This is a genomic window from Microbacterium sp. PF5 (assembly GCF_004794315.1).
Lineage (GTDB): Bacteria > Actinomycetota > Actinomycetes > Actinomycetales > Microbacteriaceae > Microbacterium > Microbacterium sufflavum.
Genome location: NZ_SSDQ01000133.1, coordinates 89857 through 116097, shown reverse-complemented (window position 1 = coordinate 116097; position 26241 = coordinate 89857). Strand labels below are relative to the sequence as shown.

Annotated in this window: 25 protein-coding genes; 11 read left to right on the top strand and 14 right to left on the bottom strand. The window is 72.4% G+C overall.

Features of this window, described 5'->3' with window-relative positions; all coding sequences use genetic code 11:
* Window positions 1–2089, bottom strand: a 2089-nt coding sequence (locus tag DW297_RS12470; protein WP_205828289.1) for an HtaA domain-containing protein, incomplete at its 3' end; no start/stop codon positions are given.
* A 161-nt stretch (window positions 2090–2250) separates the two neighbouring features.
* Here DW297_RS12470 and DW297_RS12465 point away from each other — a divergent pair.
* The 3 genes from DW297_RS12465 to DW297_RS12455 are packed head-to-tail and all read left to right on the top strand — an operon-like array spanning window position 2251 to window position 5197.
* The gene (locus tag DW297_RS12465) at window positions 2251–3357 is read left to right on the top strand and encodes a heme/hemin ABC transporter substrate-binding protein (protein ID WP_136032845.1); all 1107 of its coding nucleotides are present in this window, start codon (window positions 2251–2253) and stop codon (window positions 3355–3357) included.
* A complete protein-coding gene (locus DW297_RS12460; RefSeq protein ID WP_136032843.1) occupies window positions 3354–4427 on the top strand; it encodes a FecCD family ABC transporter permease in 1074 nt (357 codons plus the stop codon). The genes DW297_RS12465 and DW297_RS12460 overlap by 4 nt, the downstream gene beginning before the upstream one ends.
* On the top strand, window positions 4427–5197 hold the full coding sequence (locus tag DW297_RS12455) for a heme ABC transporter ATP-binding protein (protein WP_240744612.1): 771 nt from the start codon (window positions 4427–4429) through the stop codon (window positions 5195–5197). Before DW297_RS12460 ends, DW297_RS12455 begins: the two co-directional genes overlap by 1 nt.
* Here the strand turns inward: DW297_RS12455 and DW297_RS12450 are convergent.
* Window positions 5194–5562, bottom strand: a complete 369-nt coding sequence (locus tag DW297_RS12450) for a sterol carrier family protein (protein WP_136032839.1) — start codon at window positions 5560–5562, stop codon at window positions 5194–5196. The genes DW297_RS12455 and DW297_RS12450 overlap by 4 nt on opposite strands.
* Before the next feature lie 54 nt (window positions 5563–5616).
* Between DW297_RS12450 and DW297_RS12445 the strand changes: the two genes are divergently transcribed.
* The 4 genes from DW297_RS12445 to DW297_RS12430 all read left to right on the top strand — a co-directional run bounded on the left by DW297_RS12445 (window position 5617) and on the right by DW297_RS12430 (window position 9506).
* Complete coding sequence (locus tag DW297_RS12445) at window positions 5617–6291, top strand: NUDIX hydrolase (RefSeq protein ID WP_136032837.1); 675 nt, start codon at window positions 5617–5619, stop codon at window positions 6289–6291.
* A gap of 48 nt (window positions 6292–6339) precedes the next feature.
* Entirely contained in the window at window positions 6340–7617 is a 1278-nt protein-coding gene (gene purD / locus DW297_RS12440; protein ID WP_136032835.1) for a phosphoribosylamine--glycine ligase, read from the top strand.
* Between the two features lie 105 nt (window positions 7618–7722).
* Complete coding sequence (locus DW297_RS12435; protein WP_136032833.1) at window positions 7723–8202, top strand: winged helix-turn-helix transcriptional regulator; 480 nt, start codon at window positions 7723–7725, stop codon at window positions 8200–8202.
* Window positions 8199–9506, top strand: coding sequence for an MFS transporter (locus DW297_RS12430; protein WP_136032830.1), 1308 nt, complete (start codon window positions 8199–8201; stop codon window positions 9504–9506). The genes DW297_RS12435 and DW297_RS12430 overlap by 4 nt, the downstream gene beginning before the upstream one ends.
* A 36-nt stretch (window positions 9507–9542) precedes the next feature.
* On the opposite strand, the gene DW297_RS12425 is transcribed toward DW297_RS12430, so the two are convergent.
* Window positions 9543–10271: an amino acid ABC transporter ATP-binding protein gene (locus tag DW297_RS12425; RefSeq protein WP_136032829.1), complete on the bottom strand. Its 729-nt coding sequence runs from the start codon at window positions 10269–10271 to the stop codon at window positions 9543–9545.
* Window positions 10268–11746, bottom strand: a complete 1479-nt coding sequence (locus DW297_RS12420) for an amino acid ABC transporter substrate-binding protein/permease (RefSeq protein ID WP_136032827.1) — start codon at window positions 11744–11746, stop codon at window positions 10268–10270. The genes DW297_RS12425 and DW297_RS12420 overlap by 4 nt, the downstream gene beginning before the upstream one ends.
* A gap of 189 nt (window positions 11747–11935) precedes the next feature.
* Between DW297_RS12420 and DW297_RS12415 the strand changes: the two genes are divergently transcribed.
* Window positions 11936–12241 (top strand): hypothetical protein, encoded by a 306-nt coding sequence (locus DW297_RS12415; protein WP_136032824.1) that lies wholly within the window; start codon window positions 11936–11938, stop codon window positions 12239–12241.
* A 38-nt stretch (window positions 12242–12279) separates the two neighbouring features.
* Here the strand turns inward: DW297_RS12415 and DW297_RS12410 are convergent, their stop codons facing one another.
* From DW297_RS12410 to DW297_RS12400, 3 genes are all read right to left on the bottom strand, one after another.
* The gene (locus DW297_RS12410) at window positions 12280–13827 is read right to left on the bottom strand and encodes a DHA2 family efflux MFS transporter permease subunit (RefSeq protein ID WP_136032822.1); all 1548 of its coding nucleotides are present in this window, start codon (window positions 13825–13827) and stop codon (window positions 12280–12282) included.
* On the bottom strand, window positions 13824–14450 hold the full coding sequence (locus DW297_RS12405; protein WP_136032820.1) for a PadR family transcriptional regulator: 627 nt from the start codon (window positions 14448–14450) through the stop codon (window positions 13824–13826). The genes DW297_RS12410 and DW297_RS12405 overlap by 4 nt, the downstream gene beginning before the upstream one ends.
* Before the next feature lie 86 nt (window positions 14451–14536).
* Complete coding sequence (locus DW297_RS12400) at window positions 14537–14749, bottom strand: DUF2945 domain-containing protein (protein ID WP_136032818.1); 213 nt, start codon at window positions 14747–14749, stop codon at window positions 14537–14539.
* Between the two features lie 104 nt (window positions 14750–14853).
* Here DW297_RS12400 and DW297_RS12395 point away from each other — a divergent pair, with 104 nt between their 5' ends.
* Together DW297_RS12395 and DW297_RS12390 are read left to right on the top strand one after the other, a co-directional pair.
* Entirely contained in the window at window positions 14854–15729 is an 876-nt protein-coding gene (locus DW297_RS12395) for a phosphoribosylaminoimidazolesuccinocarboxamide synthase (protein WP_136032816.1), read from the top strand.
* 148 nt (window positions 15730–15877) lie between these two features.
* The gene (locus DW297_RS12390; protein WP_136032815.1) at window positions 15878–17233 is read left to right on the top strand and encodes a uracil-xanthine permease family protein; all 1356 of its coding nucleotides are present in this window, start codon (window positions 15878–15880) and stop codon (window positions 17231–17233) included.
* Window positions 17234–17397: 164 nt separating this feature from the next.
* On the opposite strand, the gene DW297_RS12385 is transcribed toward DW297_RS12390, so the two are convergent.
* Genes DW297_RS12385 through DW297_RS12365 form a run of 5 tightly spaced genes read right to left on the bottom strand, consistent with a single transcriptional unit; the run spans window position 17398 to window position 23535 of the window.
* Window positions 17398–19110, bottom strand: a complete 1713-nt coding sequence (locus DW297_RS12385; RefSeq protein WP_136032813.1) for an acetyl/propionyl/methylcrotonyl-CoA carboxylase subunit alpha — start codon at window positions 19108–19110, stop codon at window positions 17398–17400.
* A complete protein-coding gene (locus tag DW297_RS12380) occupies window positions 19107–20687 on the bottom strand; it encodes a 5-oxoprolinase subunit B/C family protein (RefSeq protein WP_136032811.1) in 1581 nt (526 codons plus the stop codon). The genes DW297_RS12385 and DW297_RS12380 overlap by 4 nt, the downstream gene beginning before the upstream one ends.
* The gene (locus tag DW297_RS12375) at window positions 20687–21487 is read right to left on the bottom strand and encodes a putative hydro-lyase (protein WP_136032808.1); all 801 of its coding nucleotides are present in this window, start codon (window positions 21485–21487) and stop codon (window positions 20687–20689) included. Before DW297_RS12375 ends, DW297_RS12380 begins: the two co-directional genes overlap by 1 nt.
* 1 nt (window position 21488) lies before the next feature.
* The gene (locus tag DW297_RS12370; RefSeq protein ID WP_136032807.1) at window positions 21489–22253 is read right to left on the bottom strand and encodes a LamB/YcsF family protein; all 765 of its coding nucleotides are present in this window, start codon (window positions 22251–22253) and stop codon (window positions 21489–21491) included.
* Window positions 22254–22257: 4 nt separating this feature from the next.
* Window positions 22258–23535 (bottom strand): NRAMP family divalent metal transporter, encoded by a 1278-nt coding sequence (locus DW297_RS12365; protein ID WP_136032805.1) that lies wholly within the window; start codon window positions 23533–23535, stop codon window positions 22258–22260.
* 172 nt (window positions 23536–23707) lie between these two features.
* Between DW297_RS12365 and DW297_RS12360 the strand changes: the two genes are divergently transcribed.
* Entirely contained in the window at window positions 23708–24364 is a 657-nt protein-coding gene (locus DW297_RS12360) for a GntR family transcriptional regulator (RefSeq protein WP_136032803.1), read from the top strand.
* 17 nt (window positions 24365–24381) lie between these two features.
* On the opposite strand, the gene DW297_RS12355 is transcribed toward DW297_RS12360, so the two are convergent.
* Window positions 24382–25053 carry a TetR/AcrR family transcriptional regulator gene (locus DW297_RS12355; RefSeq protein ID WP_136032801.1) on the bottom strand — a complete coding sequence of 224 codons (672 nt, stop codon included), beginning with the start codon at window positions 25051–25053 and terminating at the stop codon, window positions 24382–24384.
* A 158-nt stretch (window positions 25054–25211) separates the two neighbouring features.
* Window positions 25212–26210, bottom strand: coding sequence for a LacI family DNA-binding transcriptional regulator (locus DW297_RS12350; protein WP_275090546.1), 999 nt, complete (start codon window positions 26208–26210; stop codon window positions 25212–25214).
* Window positions 26211–26241 lie beyond the last annotated feature (31 nt).

Sequence of the window (26241 nt, the reverse complement as noted above, 5' to 3'; positions counted from 1 at the left end):
GGGTCGCGGGGAGCGTTGCCCGCTTCACGACCGCAGCGGCGGCGACGGTGCCGGTCGACCCCGAGGGTGCCGCGGCGGCCGAGCCGATAGTGAACGTGACCGGGTCGAGCGTGGTGGAGTAGCCCGAGAGCACGCGGTCACGACCGGCGGCCGTCAGCGTGGCGGGGGCGCCCGAGTAGGTCACGGCTCCGTTCGCCGTGATCCGGGCCGCGCGCGTCAGGTCGAGCGTCGCGAACGGCACCTGGGCGCCGCCGCTGGTCACGTACACCGTCGCTGCTCCCGCCGAGGTCACCCGCACCACGGGGTCGGAGACCGTGACGTCGAGCACGCCGTGGTGACCGGTGAAGCGCACGGCGCCGCGGTAGACCACGCTGCCGAGGCCGGTGCTCGCGTCGTAGTCGCCGCCGACGGTCTGCCCGAACTGGAACTGTCCGCCGGAGCGCGTCGCGCCGCCGGACACCTGGATGGCGCCTTGCGCGATGGGACCGGCGACGTAGTTCGCGAACGACGTGGAGATGGCCCAGCGCAGCGAGCCGCCCGGCACGCTCACCGGCGGCGTCGTCGGCGTCACGGGCGGCTTCGGCTCCGCCGGCTCCTCCGGCTCGTCGCCGAGCAGCGCCGTCCACTGCGCGTCGGTGATCGTGACCGCGGCGCGCGCGTGGATCGTGGCGTCGTTCGGCATCGTGTGCTGCTTCCACACGATCACCTCGTAGGTCTGGGTGCGGTCGAGGTTCTTCGCGGCGGTGTTCAGGTCGACCGTGAACGCACCGGCGTCGATGTTCCGCTCGTACTGCATCGCGAGGAAGCCGCCGCCGGCCGTGACGTCGGCCTCGGTCCCCGCCTTGATGAGCGCCACGTAGGCGCCGGTGACCGCGCCGAGCTTCGCCGCGGCTGCCGTGACGGTCAGGCCGTCCTTCGCGGTGGCGGACTCCACCGACGCGGTGAGCGTGGGGGCGATGCGGTAGTCCAGGGCGACGCTGCGCTCCTGGTCGGCGTTGCGCACACCGCCTGCCGCGTAGGTGTAGACACCGTAAGAGCCGGGGGTCGCGGGCGTGTCCTTCAGGGTGAGCGTCACCTGGAACGAGCCGTCGGCGGAGATGTCGACCCACTGCGCACGGATCGCGCCCTGATACTGCGCGGGCACCTGGTCCAGCACACCCTCGGCGAGCGCCCAGGCCTGGGCACCGACGGAGCGTGTCGACGATGCGGCGCCCGTGGACGGCTGCCAGTCCGCACCGAAGTTACCGAACACCACGTAGGTGCCCTGCGGCAGGTGCGCGGGGATGGGCACGCCGCGCCCGCCGACGTTCGCGGTCGGGTCGTAGCCGCTGCCCTTCACGACGATCCGGTCACCGGCCCAGAGCGCGACGCCGGTCGCGGGGGTCACGCCGTCGGCGAGGAACACCTCGATCGCCGCGGACGGCTCGCCCTCTCCGGGATCGGTGCCCGGGTCGCTACCCGGATCCGTCTCGCCCGGGTCCGTCTCGCCCGGGTCGGTCTCGCCGGGGTCGGTCTCGCCGGGGTCCGTCTCTCCCGGGTCGGTCTCACCGGGATCGGTGCCCGGGTCGGTCTCCCCCGGATCGGTGCCCGGGTCGGTCTCACCGGGATCGGTCGGCGTGGTGCCGAACAGGGCATCCCACTGTGCCGCCGAGATCGCCACGTCGCCGCGGCCGTAGATGGTCGTCTCGTTCGGGTTGGAGTGCTGCTGCCATACGAGCACCTCGTACGCCTTCGTGCGGTCGAGCGATCCCACGGCGGCGGTGAGGGCGAAGCTGCTCGCGCCGCCCTCCACGCGCGGGAACGGCAGCGCGAACGCGGCGTAGCCGCCGGACCCGGTCAGACCGCTCTCGGTGCCCTTCACGATGAGCGCGGCGTAGGTGCCGGTCACGTCGGGCAGACCGCTCGCCTGCACCTGCACGGTGAGACCGGCGGTGTCTGCGGAGGTGACGGTGGGGGTCACGGTTCCGCCGGCGGCGTGCGCGGGTGGGACGATCACCGCCCCGGCGGCGATGAGGAGGACGGAGATCAGGGCGGCGAGCAGGGCGCGCAGGCGCGGGCTCCCGGGGGATGCGATGGCTGTGTCGTTCACGATTCTCCACGGCCGCCGGGCGCGCTCGGGAGCGCTCCGGCGAGGCCGCACGGGCAGTCGGGCGAGGATGGAATATTGGTTAGGCTCAGCTAAGTAAGCCGTCGATCCCGAGCGTAGGGCGCTCGCCACGACAGCGTCAAGTTTTAGGATAGCCTTGCCTAATGCGACGCCTCTCCGCCCTCGTCCTGGCTGCCGCTCTCGCCGTCGGACTCGCCGCCTGCGCCGACCCCGACGCCACCGCCGCAGCCCCGCCGGCCGTCGACGACACCTGCCCTCAGGCCTCGGTCCCCCTCACCGAGCTCGACCTCGTGGACGACGTCCGCACCGCCACGGGTCCCGCGACCGCCTGCCTCGCCAGCCACGCGATCACCCCGGTCGACGACCGCACCGCGCCCCAGCTGCCCGTGACGGTGACCGACAGCGAGGGTCGGACGGTCGAGGTGACCGACGTCGACCGCATCCTCCCGATCGACATCTCCGGCACGATCGCGTCCACGGTGTTCGCGCTCGGCCTCGGCGACCAGGTGGTCGGCCGTGACTCCTCGACGCTGTTCCCCGGCACCGAGGAGCTGCCCGTGGTCACGAAGACCGGCCACACGCTCAACCCCGAGGCGATCCTCGGGCTCGCTCCCACCGTCATTCTCACCGACACCACGATCGGCCCGAAGGAAGTCCGCCAGCAGCTCCGGGACGCCGGGATCGCGGTCGTCGTCATCTCGGGCGACCGTCGCCTCGACACCACCGATGCGCTCGTCACCGAGATCGCCGCCGCGCTCGGGGTGCCCAGCCGCGGCGCCGAGCTGATCGAGCGCCTCGATGCGCGGGTGGCGTCCGTGCTCGGCGAAATCGCGCAGGTGACCCCGGCCGCACCGGAGGACCGCGCCCGCATGCTGTTCCTCTACGTGCGCGGCAGCGCCAACGTCTACTACATCTTCGGCGCGGACTCGGGGGCGGACTCGCTCATCGATGCGGTCGGCGGTGTCGACGTCGCCTCCGAGATCGGCTGGGACGGCATGAAGCCGATGACAGCGGAGGCCCTGGTCGCCGCGCAGCCGGACGTGCTCGTCATGATGACCGACGGCCTGGAGTCCGTGGGAGGCATCGACGGGCTGATCGAACGGATCCCCGCCGTGGCACAGACCCCCGCCGGGGCGAACCGCCGGGTGATCGACATGGCCGACGCGGAGATCCTGAGCTTCGGTCCCCGGTCGGCCGACGTGATCGGCGCCCTCGCCCGCGCGCTGTACACCGCCGAGCCGCCCCAGTGAGCGGCGAGGTCGTCACCCCCACGCCGGCGCGGCACCGCGGACTGCGCTTCGGGCTGGTCGTCACGGGGCTCCTCGTCGCCCTCGCCGTCACGTGCGTCGTCTCGATCACCAGCGGTCAGTACGACCTGTCGCCCACGGCGTTGCTGGGCGTGCTGCTGCGGGGCCTCGGCGTCGACACCGCCTGGGCGCCGGACGCCGCCACGGACTACGGCGTGATCTACACCCTGCGACTGCCGCGCCTGGTGCTCGGCCTGCTCGTGGGCGCCGCGCTCGCGGTGTCCGGCGTGCTCATGCAGGCGATCTTCGGCAACCCCCTCGCCGACGCGGGCGTGGTGGGTGTCTCGTCGGGCGCGGCGCTCGGTGCGGCGGCCAGCATCACGTTCGGCCTCGCCACGTTCGGCATGTGGACCACCCCCGCGTTCGCGTTCCTGGGCGGGCTGGTCGCGGTCTTCTCCGTTTACCTCCTCAGCCGCTCGGGCGGCCGCACCGAGGTCGTGACCCTGCTGCTCACCGGCATCGCCATCAACGCCATCGCCGGGGCGGGCATGGCGTTCTTCACCTTCCTCGGCACCACGTCGACGCGCGAGCAGATCGTGTTCTGGCAGCTCGGGTCGCTCAACGGGGCCCTCTGGTCGAACATCCAGCTCGTGGCGCCGCTCGTCGCGATCGGCGTCGTGGTCGCCCTGATCGTCGCGCCGAGCCTCGACCTCTTCGCCCTCGGCGAGCGCACCGCCCGGCACCTCGGCGTGCGCGTCGAGCTGCTGCGCCTCGTGGTCATCGTGACCGTCGCGCTGCTGGTGTGCGCCGCGGTCGCGTTCGCCGGGATCATCGGTTTCGCCGGCCTCGTCGTGCCGCACCTCATGCGCATGATGATCGGACCCGCACACCTGCCCCTCGTGATCGCCTCGGCCCTCGGCGGCGCGCTGCTCATCGCGGTCGCCGACCTCGTCGCCCGCACGGCCGTTCCCCTGGCCGACCTTCCGATCGGCATGATCACCTCCCTCGTGGGCGGGCCGTTCTTCCTCTGGCTGCTGGTGCGCACGCGCCGTCGCTCGGGAGGGTGGGCGTGATGCCGCGGCTGCGGGGCACCGGACTCACGGTGCGCGTGGGCGAGGGACGCACCATCCTCCACGACGCCTCGATCGACGTGCACGCGGGCGAGGTGCACGCGCTCGTCGGACCGAACGGCGCGGGCAAGTCCACCCTGTTCGGCGTGCTGGCGGGCGACGTCGCCCCGGCCTCCGGGGAGGTGCTCCTCGACGGCCGCCCGCTGCGAGACCTGCGGCCGCGTGCCCTCGCGCAGCAGCGGGCCGTGCTGCTGCAGGAGAACACGGTCACCTTTCCGTTCACCGCGGAACAGGTCGTGCGCATGGGCCGCACCCCGTGGGCGCGCACCCCCGCGGCCGACGACGACGACCGGATCGTCGCGGACGCCATGAGGCAGACCGAGGTCACGGCGCTCAGGCCCCGCGCGGTGCCCTCCCTCTCCGGCGGCGAGCGCGCCCGCGTGGCCCTGGCCCGGGTGATCGCCCAGAGCACCGGCGTGCTGCTGCTGGACGAGCCCACCGCGGCCCTCGACCTCAAGCACCACGAAGACGTCATGCGGCTCCTCCGCGCCCGCGCCGCCGAGGGGGCCGCGGTGGCCATCGTGCTGCACGACCTGAATGCCGCGCTCGCGCACGCCGACCGCGTGACCCTGCTCGCGGACGGCCGCGTCACCGCCGGCGGAACCCCGGCCGAGGTGCTCACGGCCTCCCGGATCGAGCAGGTCTACGGGCAACCCGTCGACGTGTTCCCCCACCCGGCCACGGGCGTGCCCCTCGTGGTCGCGCGACGCTAGGGCCGCAGCGGCAGCACCCCGGCGAGGTCGGCCCTGGTGCCGGAGGCGTGCACCCGACCGGACTCGGCCGCGGCGGTCCAGGCCTCGGCCCCCGTGGCGACCGCGATCCAGGTCGCCGCGTCCATCTCCACGACGTTCGGCGGGGTGCCCCGGGTGTGCCGCGGGCCCTGGATCACCTGCACGGCCCCGAACGGCGGCACCCGCACCTCGACGCTGTTGCCCGGTGCCTTCTCGTCGAGCAGCTGCAGCAGATACCGCACCGCGGTCGCGAGCGACGTGCGCGGGGGCCTCTCGCCCGCCGCCTCCGCCGCCCGGACGGCGTCGAGCGCCGCACGACCGTCGATGATGTCGATCTTCCTCGCCATGGCTCCACCCTAGAACCGCGGCCCCCGCACCCGGCCGCGGCCTAAGCTCGGGGTATGAGCATGCACCCCCAGGGCGCGCGCGCCGAGCTGCTCGCCGCCGCCACGGATCACTCCTGGGGCGTGCCGATCCCCCCGCTCGCCGACCCGCGCACCGCGCACGACGCCGCCGTGCTCATCCTGTTCGGCGTGCTCGACCGCACCCCGGCACCCGCCGCCGACGCCGCCGTCTCGCGCGACCTCGACGTGCTGCTGCAGCGCCGCGCCCCCACGCTGTCGTCCCACCCCGGGCAGGTGTCGTTCCCCGGTGGTCGCGTCGAGCCGACCGACGCGGATGCCGTGGCCACCGCGCTGCGCGAGGCCGAGGAGGAGACAGGGCTCGACCCCGCGGGGGTCGAGGTGCTGTCGACCCTCCCGGTCATCCCGCTCGCCGCGAGCAACCACCTCGTCACACCCGTGCTCGCGTGGTGGCAGTCGCCGTCGCGGGTCGTCGCCGTCGATCATGCGGAGACCGTCGAGGTGTTCCGCGTGCCGGTGGCCCAGCTGCTCGACCCCGCGACCCGGTTCACCTCGACGCTGTCGCGGATGGGCCGCACGTTCCGCGGCCCGGCGTTCGACGTGGACGGCACCATCGTGTGGGGGTTCACGGCCATGGTGCTCGATGCCCTGTTCGACGCCACCGGCTGGACGGTGCCGTGGGATGCGACCGTGGAGCGGCCCATCGAGCTGTGACGCGCGGACGGCCGAAACCCGCTGTACCGGCCTCGGTAGGCTGGACGGGTGAAGATCCTCGTCCTCGGTTCCGGTGCCCGTGAGCACGCGATCATCCTCGCCCTGCGCGCAGAGGAGGTGGAGCACGAGATCGTCGTCGCCCCGGGCAACGCCGGCATCGCGCACGACGCGACGCCCGTGTCGGTCGACCCGCTCGACGCGGCCGCGGTCACGGCGTTCGCGAACGAGCACGCGGTCGACCTCGTCGTGATCGGGCCGGAGGCTCCACTGGTCGCCGGTGTCGCCGACGAGCTCCGCGAGCGCGGCATCCCCGTGTTCGGACCGGGCAGGGCCGCGGCGCAGCTGGAGGGGTCGAAGTCGTTCGCCAAGCGGGTCATGGACGCCGCGGGCGTGCCGACCGGGCGGGCCGTGCGTGCCGCGACGACCGCTGAGGTCGAGGCCGCGTTCGACGACCTGGGCGCCCCGTACGTGGTCAAGGCCGACGGGCTCGCCGCGGGCAAGGGCGTGATCGTGACGGACGACCGCGCCGAGGCGCTCGCGCACGCCGCGCAGTATCTTCCCGCCGGGCCCGTGCTCGTGGAGGAGTTCCTGTCCGGTCCCGAGGTGTCGCTGTTCTTCCTGAGCGACGGCGACACCGTGCGGGCGCTCAGCCCCGCGCAGGACTTCAAGCGGGCGTACGACGGCGACGCCGGTCCCAACACGGGCGGCATGGGCGCGTACTCCCCGCTGCCGTGGCTCGCGGAGCAGTTCGGCAGCGAGCAGGCCTTCGTCGAGGAGGTCACGCGCGACGTGGCGCTCCCCGTGGTCCGGCAGCTCGACGCGGAGGGCACGCCGTTCATCGGGCTGCTGTACGCCGGGCTCATCCTCACCCCGAACGGCGTGCGGGTGATCGAGTTCAACGCGCGCTTCGGCGACCCCGAGACGCAGGTCGTGCTGCCGCGGCTGCAGACCCCGCTGTCGCAGTTGCTGTTCGCCGCGGCCTCGGGCACGCTCGAGGATCAGCCGGAGCCGGAGTTCCGTGACGACGCCGCCATCACCGTGGTCCTCGCGAGCGAGGGCTACCCGGAGTCGCCGCAGACCGGCCGTCCGATCGAGGGCCTGGACGCGGCGGCCGAGGTCGAGGGTGTGCGCCTGGTGCATGCCGCGACCGCGAGTCCCGACGCGCCCGGAGGCTCCCTCATCGCCACGGGCGGCCGCGTGCTGAACGTGGTCGCCGTCGCTCCGGACTTCCGCACGGCGCGCGACCGCGCGTACGACGCGATCGGGCGCATCCGACTCGAGGGCGCGCACTTCCGCAGCGACATCGCCGCCCGCGTCGCCGAGTAGCGCGCGGCCCGGCGGGAGGGAGCGGTTGCGACAGGGGTCGCGCGAATCCTGCCGTTCTGCGGGGATCGGCTTGACACCGCCGACTTTCTTCAAGAAAGTGACGGCATGCCCCTCCGTTCCGACTGGTCGTCCGCGACGTGCCCGATCGCCCGCTCGGCCGACGTGCTCGCCGACCCCTGGGTCCTCCTTCTTCTTCGCGAGCTGTTCTCCGGCCGCACCCGCTTCGACGAGCTGCGCGCGGCCACGGGTGCCGCCGACTCCGTGCTGTCGCGCCGGCTCACCGCCATGCACGACGCCGGGCTCCTGACCCGCGAAGACCCGAGCGAGGCTCGCAGCGGCTACCGCCTGACCGACGCCGGACTCGCGACACTGCCGATCCTCCACGCGTACGCCCGCTTCAGCCGCACGACCGACCCGGACGGCCCCTGGGGGCTCGAGGTCTCGTGCGCGCGCTGCGGTGACACCGCCGTCTCCGTGGACTGGTGCGCGCACTGCGACGCCCCGCTCGACGCGCACAGCACCCGGTGGGCCCGGCGCAGCATGGGCGGCGAGCCGTTCGCGCTGCACACCGGGGCGAACGCATGACCGCCGAGTCCGTCGACGAGCCCGTACAGGACCCACCCGCACGCCGTCGCCGCCTCCACCCCGCCTGGACGGTCGCGCTCGTCGCCCTCATCGCCCTGATCGGCGCCGCGGGGTTCCGGGCGGCGCCGGGCGTGCTCATGGTGCCGTTGGAGGAGGAGTTCGGCTGGACGACGGCCGAGCTGTCGCTCGCGGTCTCCGTCAACCTGCTGCTGTACGGGCTGATCGCCCCCTTCGCGGCCGCGCTCATGCAACGCTTCGGCATCCGCGCGGTCACCGTCACCGCCCTGTTCGTGATCGGTGCGGGCGCCGCCCTGAGCGTGCTCGTCGCCACCCCCGCCCAGCTCATCCTCACGTGGGGCGTGCTGATCGGACTCGGCACCGGGTCGATGGCGCTCGTGTTCGCTGCGACCATCACCGACACCTGGTTCGCGACGCGCCGCGGTCTCGTGTCCGGCGTGCTCACCGCGGGCAGCGCCACCGGACAGCTGATCTTCCTGCCGGTCATCGCGGCCGCGGCGGAGGACATCGGCTGGCGAGGGGCGTCGTTCATCATCGCGGGCGGCGCGCTCGCGGTCGCGCCCCTGGTGTGGATCTTCGTGCGCAACCGCCCGAGCGACCTCGGCGTCGGACGGTACGGCGAGCCCGCGCCCGCCTCCCCACCGGCACCCCTGCCCCGAGGCAACGCCTGGGGTGCCGCCGCCCTCGCCCTCCACACGCTCCGCGAGGCCGCCCGCACCAAGACGTTCTGGGCCCTCGCGATCGGCTTCGCGATCTGCGGCGCGACCACCAACGGCCTGATCGGCACGCACTTCATCCCCAGCGCGCACGACCACGGCATGCCGACCACGACCGCCGCCGGGCTCCTGGCCGTGGTCGGGATCTTCGACATCGCGGGCACCGTGTTCTCCGGCTGGCTGACCGACCGCGTCAACCCGCGCATCCTGCTCGCCGCGTACTACGCCCTGCGCGGGGTGAGCCTGCTGTTCCTGCCCAGCCTGCTGTCGGCCGAGGTGCAGCCCAGCATCATCGTGTTCATCGTGATCTACGGCCTCGACTGGGTCGCCACGGTGCCACCGACGATCGCGCTGTGCCGCGAGGTGTTCGGCGACCGCGGCCCGCTGGTGTTCGGCTGGGTGTTCGCCGCCCATCAGATCGGTGCGGGCATCGCCTCGATCCTCGCGGGGCTCGTGCGCGACCACACCGGTCAGTACACGGTCGCGTGGTTCGCCGCGGCCGGCCTCTGCGCCGTCGCGGCGCTGGTCAGCGCGACCATCCGTCGCCACCCCGCACCCGTCCGCGAGTAGCCCGCTCCTTTCGCGGAACGACGCGGACGAGTACGGTCAGAGCACCTTCGACAGGAAGTCCTGCAGGCGCTCGTTCTTGGGGGAGCCGAACAGCTCGGCCGGCGCAGCCTCCTCGACCACGACACCGCCGTCCATGAACACCGTGCGGTCGGACACCTCGCGCGCGAAACCCATCTCGTGCGTGACCAGCACCATGGTCATGCCGCCCTCGGCCAGGTCGCGGATCACCTGCAGCACCTCGCCGACCATCTCCGGGTCGAGCGCGCTGGTGGCCTCGTCGAACAGCATGATCTCGGGGTCCATCGCGAGCGCACGGGCGATGGCGACCCGCTGCTTCTGGCCGCCGGAGAGCGAGGCGGGCTTGGCGTCCGCCTTCTCCGACAGTCCCACGCGCTCCAGCAGCGACAGCGCCCGCTCGCGCGCCTGGGCCTTGGTCATGCGGCCGAGCTCGACCGGCGCGAGGGTGATGTTCTCCAGCACGGTCATGTGCGGGAACAGGTTGAAGTGCTGGAAGACCATGCCGATGCGCTGGCGCACCTCGTCGAGCTTGACGCTCTTGTCGGTGAGGTCGACCCCGTCGATGACGACGTGCCCCGAGGTCGGCTCCTCGAGCTTGTTGAGGCAGCGCAGCAGCGTGGACTTGCCCGAGCCGGAGGGCCCGATCACCGCGACGACCTCGCCGTCGTCGACCGTGAGGTCGATGCCCTTCAGGACCTCGTTGTCGCCGAACGACTTGTGCAGGTTCCTGACGTCGATCTTGCTCATGCGTTGAGCGTCCTCTCCAGGCGGTTCGCGAGCAGCGTCAGCAGCGTGATCACGACGAAGTAGATGATGGCGACGATAGTGAGCACCTGCGCCGACAGGTAGGTGGAGGCGATGATCTGGCGCGACACGAAGGTCAGCTCCGCGAGGCCGATCACGCTGATGAGCGAGGTGTCCTTGAGGGTGATGATGCCCTGGTTCACGAACGAGGGGATCATGATGCGGAACGCCTGCGGCAGCACGACCTTGCGCATCGTCTTCCAGTGGCTCAGGCCCAGCGAACGCGAGGCCTCGGCCTGACCGGGGTCGACCGCCTGGATGCCGCCGCGGATGATCTCGGTCATGTACGCACCGGTGTTGAGCGACAGGGTGATCGCGCCGGCCACGAACGGGTCGAACTTCAGGTCGGGGATCAGCTGCGGGATCGCGAAGAAGACGAAGAACGCCTGGATCAGGATCGGGGTGCCGCGGAACACGTACACGTAGGCCGTGGCGACCCAGCGGAACGGCGCGAACTTCGAGATGCGCCCGAAGCCGAAGATGATGCCGAGGATGAAGGCCGCGACCACCGCGACGATCGTGGCGAGGATCGTGAGCCACAGACCCTGCATGAGCGCGGGCCAGTACTTCACCGCCACCGAGATGATGTCGGTGGGCTGCGCGCTCGGCTCGCCCTCACCCGAGGCGAGGTACGTGTCGACGATCTCGTCGTACTCGCCCGAGTCCTGGAGGTTCGCGAGCCCCGCGTTGAACATCTCCAGCAGCTCGGCGTTCTGCCCCTTGTTGACCGCGAAGCCGTACTCGCCGCCGAGCTCCGGGTCGCCGATCAGCCGGAAGCCCGACCCCTGCTGGATGCCGTACGCGAGCACCGGGAAGTCCTCGAAGTAGCCGACCGCCTGCCCGGCCTTCACGGCATCGACCATGTCGGTCGTGTCCTGGTATGGCGTGATGCGGAAGCCGTACTTCTCCTGGTTCTCCTCGGCGAAGGTCTGGCCCTGCGTGCCGGTCTTGACCGCGACCGCCTTGCCGTCGAGGTCGTCGAGCGACTCGATGTCGCTGGACTCCAGCACCCCCAGCTGCACCCCGCTGGTGAAGTACGGGTCGCTGAAGTCGAACGTCTGCTGACGCTCCTCGGTGATCGACATGCCGGCCATCACCGCGTCGACCTGGTTGGACTGGAGGGCCTGCACGGCGGCGTCGAAGCCCAGCTGGCGGATCTCGACCTCGAAGCCCTGGTCCTTCGCGATCGCGCGCAGCAGGTCCATGTCGATGCCGACGAGCTCGCCGTTCGCGTCCGTGAACTCGAACGGGGCGAACGTGGTGTCGGTGCCGATCACGTAGGTCTCGCCCTCGGCCGCGGCGGGCGCGGCTCCGGCGAGGAGCGCCCCGGCGGCGACGAGCGCGGCGAGCGCGGAGGCGGTCGCCGTCCGGGCGAAGCGGCGCAGGCGGCGCGCCGTGGAGGATGGATTTCGGCTCACGTCGAGTGCTCCTCGGAGGTTCGGATGGGGCGACCCGGCGGCCGCCGACCATCCACCCTAACCCTGTGAACCGGCTGAACCGGAACGCCGGAGTCCGCGGAACCCGCGTAATGAACCGGCTGTCGCGTCGTCTCATCAGCAGGGCATGCGGGGGCAGACGCCCTGTCAGACACAGGATCGGGGGGACCGATGCGTGCCGTCGCGCACACCAGCTTCCACACGTCAGCCGAGGCGGACTCCGTGCTCGCCGCCGTCCGGCGGATCGCCGAACGGCGCCACCACGCCGAGTGGCGCATCGTCGATGACCGACGCGTCGTGTTCACGACCCGCGGCTCCGCGTTCTCGGGCCCGCAGACCGTGCACGTGGCCGCGGCCGCGCTCCCGGACGGGTCCGACGTGCGGATCGCCCTGGAAGAGCCGGAGCGAGGTCACGCCCGGCGGGCGCGCGGTGCCGCCGACCGCCTCAGCGCCCGCCTCCAGCTCGCGCTGCGCTGAGGCGCCGACTCACGACACGGCGAGGCGCCTCCCCCGGCTCACGCGGGAGGGGCGGGGGCCGCGGTGGCCGGAGCCGCCGCGTCGTCACGGTCGTAGCGACCGAGGAACAGCGCGGCCACGAGCGCGACGACGATCACGGCCGCGGGCAGCAGCAGCGCCTGCGCCATACCTGCCGCGAAGCCCTCCGCCACCTGCGGCGGCAGCGACCCGCCCCCGCTGATACCCGCCGGCGCGTCCGACAGTCCGGGCAGGTTCGCCTCCAGCCGCGACTGCATGAACGCGGCGATCGACGCCGAACCGATCACCGAGCCGATCGTCCTGGTCGTGTTGTAGATGCCCGCGCCGGCACCGGCCTGCCGCGGCGGCAGCTTGCGCGTGGCCGTGGTCGCGAGCGGACCCCACATGCCCGCGTTGCCGATGCCCATCAGGGCCGACGGCAGCAGGAACATCAGGATCGGGGTGTCCATGGTCGTCAGCGCCGAGTACCAGAGCAGCGCCCCACCCACGCAGAGCAGTCCGGGGATGAGGATGACCCGGGGGTCGACGCGGTCGAGGATCTTGCCGGCCACCGGAGCCAGCACTCCCGACAGCACCGCCATCGGGATGAGCAGCATGGCCGCCTCGGTCGGGGTGAGCCCGCGGGCCGTCTGCAGGAAGAACATCATCGGCAGCGACATGCTGGTGACCGTGAAGCCGACCGCGGCGATCGCGACGTTCGCGCCCGAGAAGTTGCGGTCGCGGAACAGCCCGAGCGGCACGAGCGGCTCACTCCGGGTGCGGGCCTGCTGCACGATGAACAGCGCCAGCACCACGACGCCCGCGATGATCAGGCTCCACACCGAGATCGGACCCCAGATCACACCCCAGTCGAACTTCTCGCCCTCCTGCAGCCCGAACACGATCAGGAACAGGGCCACGGCGCTCAGCACGACACCGACGAGGTCGAAGCGGTGCGGGTGCGTCTTCAGCCTCGGCACCAGGATCCACGCGAGCACGAACGCCACGACGCCCACGGGCAGGTTCACGAAGAAGATCCACTCCCAGCCGAGGCCGTCCACCAGCAGGCCGCCCGCGAGCGGGCCGACGAGCGTGGCCACGCCGGCGGTCGCCCCCCACAGCCCCATCGCCGCACCGCGTCGCTCCGGCGGGAAGGTGCGCGTGATGACGGCCATGGTCTGCGGCGTCATGAAAGCGGCGCCGAGGCCCTGCACGGCACGCGCCGCGATCAGGCCCTCGAGGGTGGTGGACAGCCCGCACCACAGCGACGCGAGCGTGAACACCGCGAGCCCGATCAGGTAGATGTTCTTCGGGCCGAAGCGGTCACCGAGGCGTCCGGTGATCAGCAGCGGCACCGCGTAGGCCAGCAGGTAGGCGCTGGTGACCCACACGACGTTGTCGAGGTTGTTGGTCTGCGGGTCGAGCGCGGCCTTGATGGCCGGGTTCGCGACCGACACGATCGTGGTGTCGACGAGGATCATGAAGAAGCCGATGACGAGCGCCCACAGGGCGGGCCACGGGCTCTTCGGCGCGTGACCGGCCGCGAACGGGCCGGTCTGAGGCCCTGCGGCCTGGCGGGATTCGGTCATTGCTGTGCAGCCTTTCGCTGAGCGCGGTAGCGGTCGGAGTCGTCGAAGGCGTCCGGCCCCCAGGGGAGATCATCGCCGTCGAGGCGGGTGAGCAGGGAGTCGAGCCAGCGCAGCTCCGCGTCGAGCAGCGCCTCCTGTCGCTCGATCTCGACGAGGACCTGGGCGGGGACGCCCTTGGTGCGGGCGCCGCGGAGCCCGTCATGGTGCAGCGCGTGCGAGTCCCGGAGGGCGGCGCGGCGGACGTGGAGCAGCGCGACGACATCGGTGCGTTCGAGGTTGTGGGCCTCGGCGAGCGCGACCCGGGCGTCGACCTCGCGATCGATGCGGGGCAGGGCGCGACGCACCCAGGAGACCACCGTCTCGCGCCCCGCGTCGGTGAGCGTGTAGGTCGTGCGCTCCGGCCGCTTTCCGTCGCGGTCGGTCCCGACCTCGGCGAGCAGCCCCGCCCGCTGCAGCCGGGCGACCGTGTGGTACAGCGTGCCGTTGGTGACGGTGATGAGCCGATCGTCGTGCCGAGCGCGCAGCAGCCGGACCATCTCGTAGGGGTGCATGTCGCTCTCGCGCAGCAGCGCGAGCACCATCACGCCGAGCGGCGTGAGCGCGTCCACCGGGTCCTTCGCCATGTCCCCACCTCGATTAGTCCATGTGGACTATACGCCCGATCAGGCTCCCGGCGCCACGTCGCGCGGCGATACCGGTTCCGGGCGTCTCACCCCAGCCGACGCAGAGCGGAGCCCTTGTGCGCCGCACGATCGCCGCTCTTCTCCGACTCCACGAGATACGCCGGCTCCTCGTCCGAGGCGGTGAAGTGCTGCCCCGCGAACGTGAAGTCCTTCGTCCGCTTCTCGACCACCGTGCCGCGCGTGCGCCCCTGCGACGTGTTCCAGCTCACCCGATCGCCTTTCGCGAGATCCTTCGTCATACCCGCTCCCTTCGATGCGGCGATCCTCGCCCCGGGAGCACGCGGCCCGCGCTCCCCTTGACTTCTGTGCGGGCGCCGCCACGGGAGACCGGGATAATGGGCGGGTGAGCACACCCACGGCAGGCACCGCGCAGAGCATCCCCGGTTGGCGACACCTCTACTCCGGCAAGGTCCGCGACCTCTACGCCTCGGAGGACCCGGCCGACACCCGTATCCTCGTCGTCGCCTCCGACCGGGTGAGCGCCTTCGACGTGGTGCTGTCGCCCGGCATCACCGACAAGGGGGCCCTGCTCACCCGCCTCAGCCGCTGGTGGTTCGCCCAGCTCGACGTGCCGAACCACCTGGCCCCGGGCGAGCTGCCCGAGGAGGTCGCCGACCGCGCGATGCTCGCCCAGTCGCTGGAGATGCTCCCGATCGAGTGCGTCGTGCGCGGCTACATCGCCGGCTCCGGCTGGGCCGAGTATCAGGAGCACGGCACGGTGTGCGGCATCACCCTCCCGGACGGCCTGCACAACGGCGACCGGCTGCCCGAACCGCTGTTCACCCCCGCGTACAAGGCGCCGATGGGCGAGCACGACGAGAACATCACGTTCGACCGCGTCGTCGAGCTGGTCGGTGCCGAGCGAGCGGCCGAGCTGCGCGACACCTCCCTGGCCGTGTACGCGAAGGCGGCGGCGATCGCCGAGGAGCGGGGCCTGATCCTCGCCGACACCAAGTTCGAGTTCGGCACCGACGCCGACGGCACCCTGCGCCTCGCCGACGAGGTGCTCACCAGCGACTCCTCGCGGTACTGGGACGCCGAGGCGTGGCGCACCGGCACCACCCCGGCCGAGCGGATGGCGAGCTTCGACAAGCAGATCGTGCGCGACTGGCTCGCCGCGAACTGGGACAAGCAGGGCGAGCCGCCCGCGCTGCCCGACGAGGTCGTCGCCCGGACGACCGCGCGCTACCGCGAACTGATCGACCGCCTGGGCGCCTGAGCCGGACTACTCCACCCGTCGCACGTCGGTGGGGCTGACGTCGTCACCCGTGTAGAGGAGCGGCTGGCCGATCGGCGCTCAGGCAACACTCAGGAATCGGTAGTGTTTCTTCAGCACTCCCGCCACCCCCGAACCCTGAGGAGCCCGCATGGCCCTGTGGAAGCTGCACGGAAACGGACGCACGGTCGAGGCCGGCGCGGTCGTCCGTCCCGACGAGCGCCTGAGCTGGTCCGCCACCGTCGCGATCGGACTCCAGCACGTCGTCGCGATGTTCGGCGCCACCTTCCTCGTGCCGACGCTGACGGGCTTCCCGGTCTCGACGACCCTGCTGTTCAGCGGCCTCGGCACCCTCATCTTCCTGCTCATCACGAAGAACCAGCTGCCCAGCTACCTCGGCTCCTCGTTCGCGTTCATCGCCCCGATCACGGCCGCCGTCGCCGCGGGTGGCACCGGCTCGGCGCTCGCGGGCGTCGTCGCGGTCGGCGTGCTCCTCGCCGTCGTCGGGCTCGTCGTGCAGTTCGCCGGGCTGCGATGGGTCGACGCACTCATGCCCCCGGTCGTCGCGGGGGCCATCGTCGCCCTGATCGGATTCAACCTCGCCCCCACCGCGTGGAGCAACTTCCAGCTCGACCCGGTGACCGCGACCATCACCCTCGTCGCGATCATCCTGTTCGCGGTGCTGTTCCGCGGCTTCCTCGGCCGCATCTCGATCTTCCTCGGCGTCGCGGTCGGCTTCATCTGGGCCGCGTTCACCGGCTCGTTCGACGTGCCCAACGCCCTCCGCGGCGGCAAGACACCGGCCGAGCTCATCGCCGAGGCACCCTGGGTCGGCCTGCCGCACTTCCAGCTCCCCGACTTCGTCGAGCCGGGCACGTGGTCGACCATCGCGATGTTCCTGCCGGTCGTGCTCGTGCTCATCGCCGAGAACGTCGGCCACGTGCGCGGCGTCGCGACCATGACCGAGGACCCGTCGATCAACAAGCACACCGGCCGCGCACTGATCGCCGACGGCGTCGCGACCACGATCGCGGGCGGCTTCGGCGGCTCGGGCACCACGACCTACGGCGAGAACATCGGCGTCATGGCCGCGACCCGCGTGTACTCGACCGCCGTCTACTGGGTGGCGGGCCTCTTCGCGATCCTGCTCGCGTTCTCCCCCAAGGTCGGCGAGGTGTTCAACTCGATCCCCGCCGGCGTGCTGGGCGGCGCGACCACGGCCCTGTACGGCCTGATCGGCATCATCGGCATCAAGATCTGGGTCGACAGCCGCGTGGACTTCTCGCGCCCGGTCAACCAGTACACGGCCGCGGTGTCGCTCGTGATCGGCATCGCCGGGTTCTCGATGCAGCTCGGCGACTTCGCGTTCGGCGGCATCGTCCTCGGCACCGTCGCGGCGCTGCTCATCTACCACCTGGGCAACCTGATCGCCCGCGCCCGCAAGACCGGCGCCGACGACCCGAAGCCCCTCGAGCCCGTCGGCCCCCTGGGCGGCGACCCCGCGTAACGCCCGGGGTCCCGTCCCGTCCCGTCCACTGTCGGGATCGAAAACGCACCTCCCACGCACGTCGGAGGTGCGTTTTCGCACTCCCACGCGCCGGTCGGGCGGGGGCGGGGCGGGCGGGGGCGGGAGGACGGGGGACGGGAGGGCGGGGGACGGGAGGACGGGGGTCAGGCGATCGTGGCGAGGACGGCGTCGGGCGCGACGGTCGCGCCGGTCTCCGCGCGGCGGGTGAGAGTGCCGGGGCGGTGCGCGGTGACCGTCGTCTCCATCTTCATCGCGTCGAGCACGGCCACCGGGTCGCCCGCCGCGACCTCCGCGCCGTCGTCGAGCAGCCACCGCACGAGCGTGCCCGGCGCGGGAGTCCGGAGCTCGGACGCGTCCGCCGCAGGCTCCGGTGCCGGCTCCGGCACCGGACGGCCGATCCCCGCCAGCAGCTCCGCGGGCAGCCCGAGCACGACCCGGCGGCCATCGACCTCCACGGGGAACCGCTGCAGCCCGGACACCGGTGCGACCGCCGGTCGCGGCTGCGCGTCGAGCGCGGGCAGCAGCACCGTCTCTATCCACTGCGTGTGCACCCCGAAGGTGTCGGTCGCGAACGCGGGGTCGTCGATCGCGCGGAGGTCGAACGGGATCACGGTCGCCGGGCCATCGACGGCGAGCTCGCGCAGCGCCCGGCGTGCTCGCACGAGGGCGGCCTCCCGGGTGTCCGCGTGCACGATGAGCTTGGCGATCAGGGAGTCGAACGCGGGCTGCACCACGTCGCCCGCCTCGATGCCGCTGTCCCATCGCACGCCGGGGCCGCCGGGGATGCGCAGCGCCTCGACCCGCCCCGGGCTGGGAAGGAACCCGCGACCGGGGTCTTCCGCGTTGATGCGGAACTCGAACGCGTGACCCGACGGCCGCGGGGTCTCGGTGAACGACGGCCCCTCGCCGAACGCGATGCGGAACTGCTCGCGCACGAGGTCGGTGCCCGTGACCTCCTCCGTCACCGGATGCTCGACCTGGAGGCGGGTGTTGACCTCGAGGAACGAGATCGTGCCGTCGGCCGCGAGCAGGAACTCCACGGTGCCCGCCCCGCGGTACTGCACCTCGGCGCAGATCGCCCGCGCCGCCTCGTGGATCGCCGACCGCTGCTGCGGAGCGAGTGCGGGCGCCGGTGCCTCCTCGATCAGCTTCTGGTTGCGCCGCTGCATCGAGCAGTCGCGATCGCCCACCACGACCACGCCGCCGCGGCCGTCGCCCAGCACCTGCACCTCGATGTGCCGGGGGCGCTCCAGGAACCGCTCCACGAAGCACTCGCCGCGACCGAAGGCGGCCACGGCCTCCCGCGTCGCCGCCTCGAACGCCGCCGCCACCTCGGACAGCTCCCGCACGACCTTGAGGCCGCGGCCGCCCCCGCCGAACGCGGCCTTGATGGCGATCGGCAGCCCGTGCTCCTCGGCGAAGGCCACGGCCTCCTCCGGGCCGGAGAGCGGCTCGTCGGTGCCGGCCGCGAGGGGCGCGCCGACCCGCTGGGCGATGCGCCGCGCGGTCATCTTGTCGCCGAGGGCGTCGATGCTCTCCGGCGACGGGCCGATCCACACCAGCCCCGCGCCCTCGACCGCCCGCGCGAACGCCGCGCTCTCGGAGAGGAAGCCGTAGCCGGGGTGCACCGCGTCGGCCCCGCTGCGGCGCGCGGCGTCGATCAGCGCCTCGACCGACAAGTAGGTGCTCGCGGCCGTGTCACCGCCCAGGCCGACGGCCTCGTCGGCGAGCCGCACGTGCAGCGCATCCGCATCCTGATCGGCGTACACGGCGACCGACGTGTATCCGGCCTCGGCGCAGGCGCGGATCACGCGCACCGCGATCTCGCCGCGGTTGGCGATGAGCACACGGGTCATGGGGTCTCCTTCACGGTGAAGCGCACGTGCACCCCCGGCGGGAGCTGCGCGGCGAGGTCGAGGCTGCGGTCGGTGAGTGCACCGATGATGGGGTAGCCGCCCGTGAGCGGATGATCGGGGAGGAACAGCACGGGCTGACCGTCCGGCGGCACCTGGATCGCGCCGGTCACCGCGCCCTCGCTGGGTAGCTCCCCGCCCACGGCACGCTCCAGCGGCACCTCGCCGTGCAGCCGGATGCCGACGCGGTCGGAGCGGGGCGTCACCGTCCACTCCTGACCGGTGAGCGCGGCGACCCCGGCCGCGGTGAACCAGTCGTCGCGCGGGCCGAGCGTGATCTCGAGCGCCACGGTGTCGCCCGGGGCGGGAAGGTCGCGCGGCAGGACGACCGGATCCACCGAGGTCACCGGGGCCGTGCCGATCGGCACGACATCGCCCGCCGCGAGGGGCCGCGGGCCGAGCCCGGCGAGGGTGTCGCTGGCGCGGCTGCCGAGCGCCGGGGCGACGTCGATCCCCCCGCGCACGGCGATCACGAAGCGCAGCCCGCGCTCGGGGTGACCGAGGGTGAGCTCGTCGCCGTCGACCGTGGCGAACGGTGCCCCGGGGGCGATGTCGCGCGGCACGCCGGCGGCGTCCGTGAGGGTGAGATCCCCGGTCGCTCCGGCCACCGCGGCCACCCCGGCTCCGTGGAACCGCAGCACCGCACCGCCCACGCACTCCAGGACGGCAGCGGCGGAGGGGTTGCCGACCGCGCGGTTGGCGTCGCGCAGGGCCACCCGGTCCGCGATGCCGGAGGCCGAGACGCCCAGGGCGGCATAGCCCGCGCGACCCTCGTCCTGCACGAGCAGCTGCAGCGACGAGCGCACGACCTCCACCGCGGGGGCTCCGGGAGCGCGCGGCCCCTGGGTCGCGGAGGCTTCTCCGCCGCGCGGATCCGCGCCGCCGGCGCTCTCGGCCGACGCGACGACCGCGGCCCGCTCGGCCCGCACGAACCGCACCCGCCGCCCGGGTGCGAACAGTGCGGGAGGGTCGCGGTCGATGTCCCACATGGCCAGGTCGGTGCGGCCGATCAGCTGCCAGCCGCCGGGGCTCTCGCGGGGGTAGACGCCGCTGAAGGCTCCGGCGACCGCGACCGAGCCCGCGGGCACGCGCGTGCGCGGCGACGAGCGGCGCGGCACGTCGAACAGCGCGTCGTCGCTCACCGCATAGCCGAAGCCGGGCGCGAAGCCCGAGAACGCGACCCGCCAGTCGGCCGCGAGGTGACGCGCGACGAGCTCTTCCGCCGACACCCCGAGCAGCGTCGCCGTCTCGTCGAGGTCTTCCCCGTCGTAGCGCACCGGCACCTCGACCTCGCCCGCATCGGGGAGCTCGGCGGCGTCGACCTCGGTCGCGGCGAGCACCCCGGCGAGCGCGGCGGCCGTGGTGCGCAGCGGGTCGTAGCGCACCAGCACCGTGCGCGCGCCGGGGATGCGCTCGACCACGCCGGGCACGCCGTCCCACGCGAGGTTGAGTCGCATGGCCTGTTCGAGGTCGTCCGCCTCGACCAGGAGCGCGCCGTCGGAGGCCGTGAGGATGCGCATCAGACCCGGTACTCCGCATCCGGCACGTCGGTCACGAACATGTAACCGGGAGCGTGTGTCACGGCGAACGGCGGCTTCGACGCCATGATCGCCGCCTGCGGGGTCACACCGCAGGCCCAGAACACGGGGATCTCGCCGTCGCGCAGCTCGGGGGCGTCGCCGAAGTCCGGGGTCGACAGGTCGGTGATGCCCAGCGAGGCCGGGTCGCCGATGTGCACGGGTGCGCCGTGCACGGCCGGCGTGCGGGCGGAGATCTGCACGGCGTCGGCCACGCGGTCCGCGGGGATCGGGCGCATCGACACGACCATCTCGCCGCGCAGCCGTCCGGCCGGCGCGCAGTCCACGGCCGTGCGGTACATCGGCACGTTGCGCCCGAGCTCCTGGTGACGGATGGGGATGCCCGCCTCGACGAGACCGGTCTCGAACGTGAAGCTGCAGCCGATGAGGAACGCGACGAGGTCGGGCTGCTCGGCCCACGCGGCCGTCGCGTCGGTCACCTCCTCCGCGAGCTCGCCGTCGCGCCAGATGCGGTAACGGCCGATGTCGGTGCGGATGTCGCTGCCCGGCGCCAGCCGTGACTCCACCTGGCCCTGCTCGATCACCTCGAGCACGGGGCAGGGCTTCGGGTTGCGCTGCGCGTACAGCAGCGTCTCGAACGCCCAGTCGGCCGGCACGGCGATGAGGTTCGCCTGCGTCAGTCCCGGCGCGACGCCGCTGGTGGGCGCGGAGTGTCCCGCCCGGTGCGCGGCGCGGGCGGCGCGCGCAGCGGTGAGCTGGTCGGGGGTCGCGAGCACGGCCATGTCAGACTCCGGCGAACGGGGCGATCGTGATGCCCTCGGCCTGCAGCAGGCGCTTCGTCTCGGCGGCCATCGCGACCGAGCCGGGGCTGTCGCCGTGCACGCAGATGGACTGGGCGGACACCGCGACGTCGGTGCCGTCGATCGCCCGGATCACGCCGTCGGCGGCGAGGCGCACCATGCGCTCGGCGACCGCGGTCGGGTCGTGCAGCACGGCGCCCTCCTCGGTGCGCGACACGAGCTGTCCGTCCGGCTGGTAGGCGCGGTCGGCGAAGGCCTCAGCGGCCACCGCGAGCCCCGCCCGCTGTGCGACGTCGAGCACCACGCCTCCCGCGAGCCCGAGCAGCACGAGCGAGGGGTCGACCGCACGGATCGCCGCCACCACGTCTTTCGACTGCCGCTCGTCGCGGGCGATCGTGTTGTAGAGCGCGCCGTGGGGTTTGACGTACGAGACCCGACCGCCCACCGCGGCCGCGAGCCCCAGGAGTGCGCCGAGCTGGTACTCGACGTGGGCCTGGAGCGTCGCGGAGTCGATGTCGACCTTCGTGCGCCCGAAGTTCTCGTAGTCGCGGTAGCCGGGGTGCGCGCCGATCACGACGCCTCCGGCGACGGCCGCGGCGAGCGTCTCGCGGATGCCCTCGGGGCTGCCGGCGTGGAAACCGCACGACACGTTCGCGCTCGTGACGATGCGCAGCATGCTGGCGTCGTCGCTGACGATCCGGTCGGGGACGTTCTCGCCGAGGTCCGAGTTCAGGTCGATGGTCGCCATGTCGTCACGCTCCGATTCCGAGGAAGGCGAAGATGGGGCCGATCGAGACGGCACCCATGTACCAGGTGAGGGCGGTCACGACGGTACCGGCGATCAGCAGCCACATCGGGTACTTCCGGTCGCCGAGCAGGTCGCGCCGGAACCAGCCGATGTACATGAACACCGTGAGGCCGATCGGCAGGATCAGGCCGTTGAAGCCGCCGACGAACACGAGGATCGCCGCGGGGGCCGTGCCGATCGCGAGGTAGACCCCGAGCGAGACGACGATGAAGGCGACGGTCGCGAGCTGCAGGGGCCAGCCGCCGTGCAGCTTCGCCGTGAACGTCGACAGGAACGTGGCCGAGGTGTAGGCGGCGCCGATCACGGAGCTGATCGCGGCGGCCCAGAAGATCGCGCCGAAGATGCGCAGACCCGCGTCGCCCAGCACGGCGCCGAACGCCTGCCCGGCCGGGTTCGCGGCCTGCGACGAGAGGTCGAGCGCCACGCCGGAGGCCACCACCCCGAGGATGGCGAGGAACAGCACGTACCGCATGATGCCGGTGACGAGGATGCCGTTGGCCGCGGCGCGCATGACGGGCTTCGCGTACTGCGGGCCGACGTGGCCGGAGTCGAGGTAGCGGTGCGCACCGGAGTAGGTGATGTAGCCGCCGACGGTGCCGCCGACGATGGTGGTGATGGTGGCGAAGTTGAGTTGGTCGGGCACGAGCGTCTGCCGCAGCGCGTCGCCGATGGGCGGCTGGGCGATCAGGGCGACGACCACGGTCATCACGATCATGCCGATGCCGAGGACGATGAGCACGACGTCCATCACCCGGCCGGCCTTCTTCACCAGGAAGATGATGATCGCGAGCGCCGCGGTGAGTGCGCCGCCGATCTTCGGGTCGATGCCGAGCAGGGCGTTGAGACCGAGGCCACCCCCGGCGATGTTGCCGATGTTGAACGCGAGGCCGCCGATCACCACGAGCACGGCGATGACGTGCCCGGAGAACGGGATGGCGCTGTTGGCGAGCTCGCCGGCGCGCTTGCCCGAGGAGGTGATCATGCGCCAGATGTTCAGCTGCACCGCGATGTCGACCAGGATCGACACCAGGATCGCGAACGCGAACGCGGCCCCCATCTGCGCCGTGAAGGTGGCGGTCTGCGTGATGAAGCCGGGCCCGATGGCGCTCGTGGCCATGAGGAAGATGGCGCCGATGACGGCACTGCGTCCCGCGCGCTTCTTCGCGTGGGCGGCGCGGGCCTCGTCCTCCGGGGAGAGGGCGGCGGTGGACTGCTCGGACATAGGGGGGTCCCATCGTCGTTGGTGGGTGTCGGATCGATACCCAGTGTAGAACGGACAGACACCGATTGTTCAACAATCATGTTTCCGTCGTGCTACAGCGCGATTGCCGTCGTGTGATTCCCGCGGAGACCCGATCCCGGCCCGCCGCCCGCCCCGCACCTACGATGAAGGCATGAACCAGCAGGGCCCGCTCGCCGACGTGCTCCGTCAGCTCATCATCGACGGCGACGTCGCCCCCGGCTCCCGCCTGTCGGAGTCCGCCCTCGCCGAGCGCTTCGACGTGTCGCGCAACACGCTCCGCGAGGCGTTCCGGGTGCTCGCGGAGCAGGGCCTGGTCGAGCACGTCCCGCACCGTGGGGTCTCCGTGGCTTCCCCGTCGATCGCCGACGTGATCGACATCTACCGCGCCCGCCGCATCATCGAGTGCACGGCCCTGCGCCAGTCCGAGCCGGAGCACCCCGCCGTGCAGCGCATGAGGGAGGCGGTCGCGGCCGCCGAGGCCGCCGTGGCCGGCGTCTCCCGCGACGACGCCGCCGCGTGGCGCACGGTCGGCAGCGCGAACATGGCGTTCCACGTGGCGCTGGTCGACCTCGCCGACAGTCCGCGCCTGGCTCGCACGTACCGCAACGTCGCGGCCGAGCTGCGTCTGGCCTTCTTGAAGATCGACGACCCGCGGGCGCTGCACGAGCCGTTCGTGCGCAAGAACCGCGCCGTGCTCGACACCTTCCTCAGCAGGGGCGCCGAGGCGGGCGCCGCCGAGCTCGAGCGCTACCTGGTGCAGTCCGAACGGGTGGTGCTCGGCGCGTTCGCGCGCATGCACCTGGACTGACGCACCGCGCGCCGAGGTCAGGCGTTCGGGTCGGGCCGGAGCGCCCAGGTGGCCCGGGGCCGGGGCTCGCCGGTCCGCGGCGGCACGTCGAGGGGCATCGGGGCCGCCGGTTCCGGCAGTCCGTAGCGCCGGTGCAGCCAGCGCCGCGCCTCCTCCAGCGGATACGTGTCTCCGAAGACGCAGTACTTCACGAACACGCCCTCGAGGGTGCTGCGGAGCATGACCTCCTCCAGCGCGGGGTCGTCGGCTCCGCGCGCGCGGAACACTTCGCGCACAGCGTCCTCCGCCGCGGTCGCCGCCTCGGCGTGACGCTGCTCCGATTCCGCGAAGAGCCGGTGTGTGGAGGGCTGCTGCTGCATCGCGAGCACGGCGCGCTGGAGCGGCATCGCGAAGGCCGTGGCCATGAGGGCGCCGTCGATGATCGCGGCCAGCATCTCGTCGGGGGTGCCGTCCACCCGCGCGAGCCCGAGCACGGTCTCGAACCAGCGGTCGATCACCGCGGCGACCAGCTGCTCCTTGCCGCCGAAGTGGTAGTTGACCAGACCCTGGGCGACGCCGGCTCGCGAGGTGATCTGGGCGATGCTGGCACCCGCGACTCCGCGCTCGCTGAAGACCGCGATCGCCGCCTGCAGGATGTTCTCGCGGGCGCGCTCGCGCGCCTGGCGGTTCTGCTCGTCGGTTCGGGCCATGCGGCGACCACCTCCCGGGGTCACAAGAATATCGCCGCTCCGTGTAGCGTGTACGTTGAACGTTTGTTCAGTTCATGCGTTCGCGGGGTTCGCCCCCACCCGACGCACGGGTGCATCCCTGGCCATGAGGGGGCGTCAGGGCCGCACCCGTGCGCGCGTCAGGCCGAGCCGCGCACCACGAGCTCGGTGGGCAGGATCGTCGTCTGCGGCGGGTCCTCCCCCGCCAGCCGCGACAGCAGCACGCGGGCCATGGTCTCGCCCTGCGCATACATCGGCTGGCGCACCGTGGTGAGGGCCGGATCGGTGCTGACCGCCACCGAGGAGTCGTCGAAACCGACCAGGGCGATGTCCTCCGGCACCCGCACCCCCGCCGCGCGCAGCGCCGTGAGCGCTCCGCGTGCCATCAGGTCGCTCGCCACGAAGATCGCGTCGGGACGACCGGACGCGAGCAGCCGACGAGCCGCCTCCGCACCACTCGCCTCGCTGTAGTCGCCCTCCTCCTCGGCGCACGGCGCGAGACCCGCATCCGCGAGCGCATCCCGGAAGCCCTGCACGCGGTCGGTCGAGGAGATCATCGACAGCGGACCGGAGATCGTGGCGATCCTGGAGCGCCCGATGTCGATGAGCCGCTGCGTGGCCACGCGCGCCCCGGCCACGTTGTCGACATCGACCACGTAGTCGCCCGCGCTGCGGCGCACCGGCCGCCCGCCGAACACGACCGGGACCGCATCGGCGATCCGGTCCACGAAGCCGTCGCTCGCATGGTGCGACACGATGAGGGCGCCGTCGACGCCGCCGTTGCGCACGAAGCTCGTCATCTTGTCGCCGGGGTCGTCGCTCGCGATCAACAGGTTGAGCAGGTAGTCGGAGCTGCCGAGCGCCCCGGTGATCCCGGCGACGATGGCCGCGAAGAACGGGTCGCCGAAGAACCGCGTCGTGTCTTCCGGCACGATCAGCGCGATCGCGTGCGTCTGTCGCGAGGCGAGAGAGCGGGCCGCCCGGTTGGGCACGTAGTTGAGGTCGTCGATCGCGGCGCGCACGGCCGCGAGGGCCTCGGGGCTCACCGCCGTCGAGCCGTTCACGACCCGCGACACGGTCGAGCGGGAGACCCCCGCCGCGGCCGCGACCTCTTCGATGGTCGCCCTGGGCGACATCACCGCACGCTCTCTTCCATGGCCCTATTGTCGA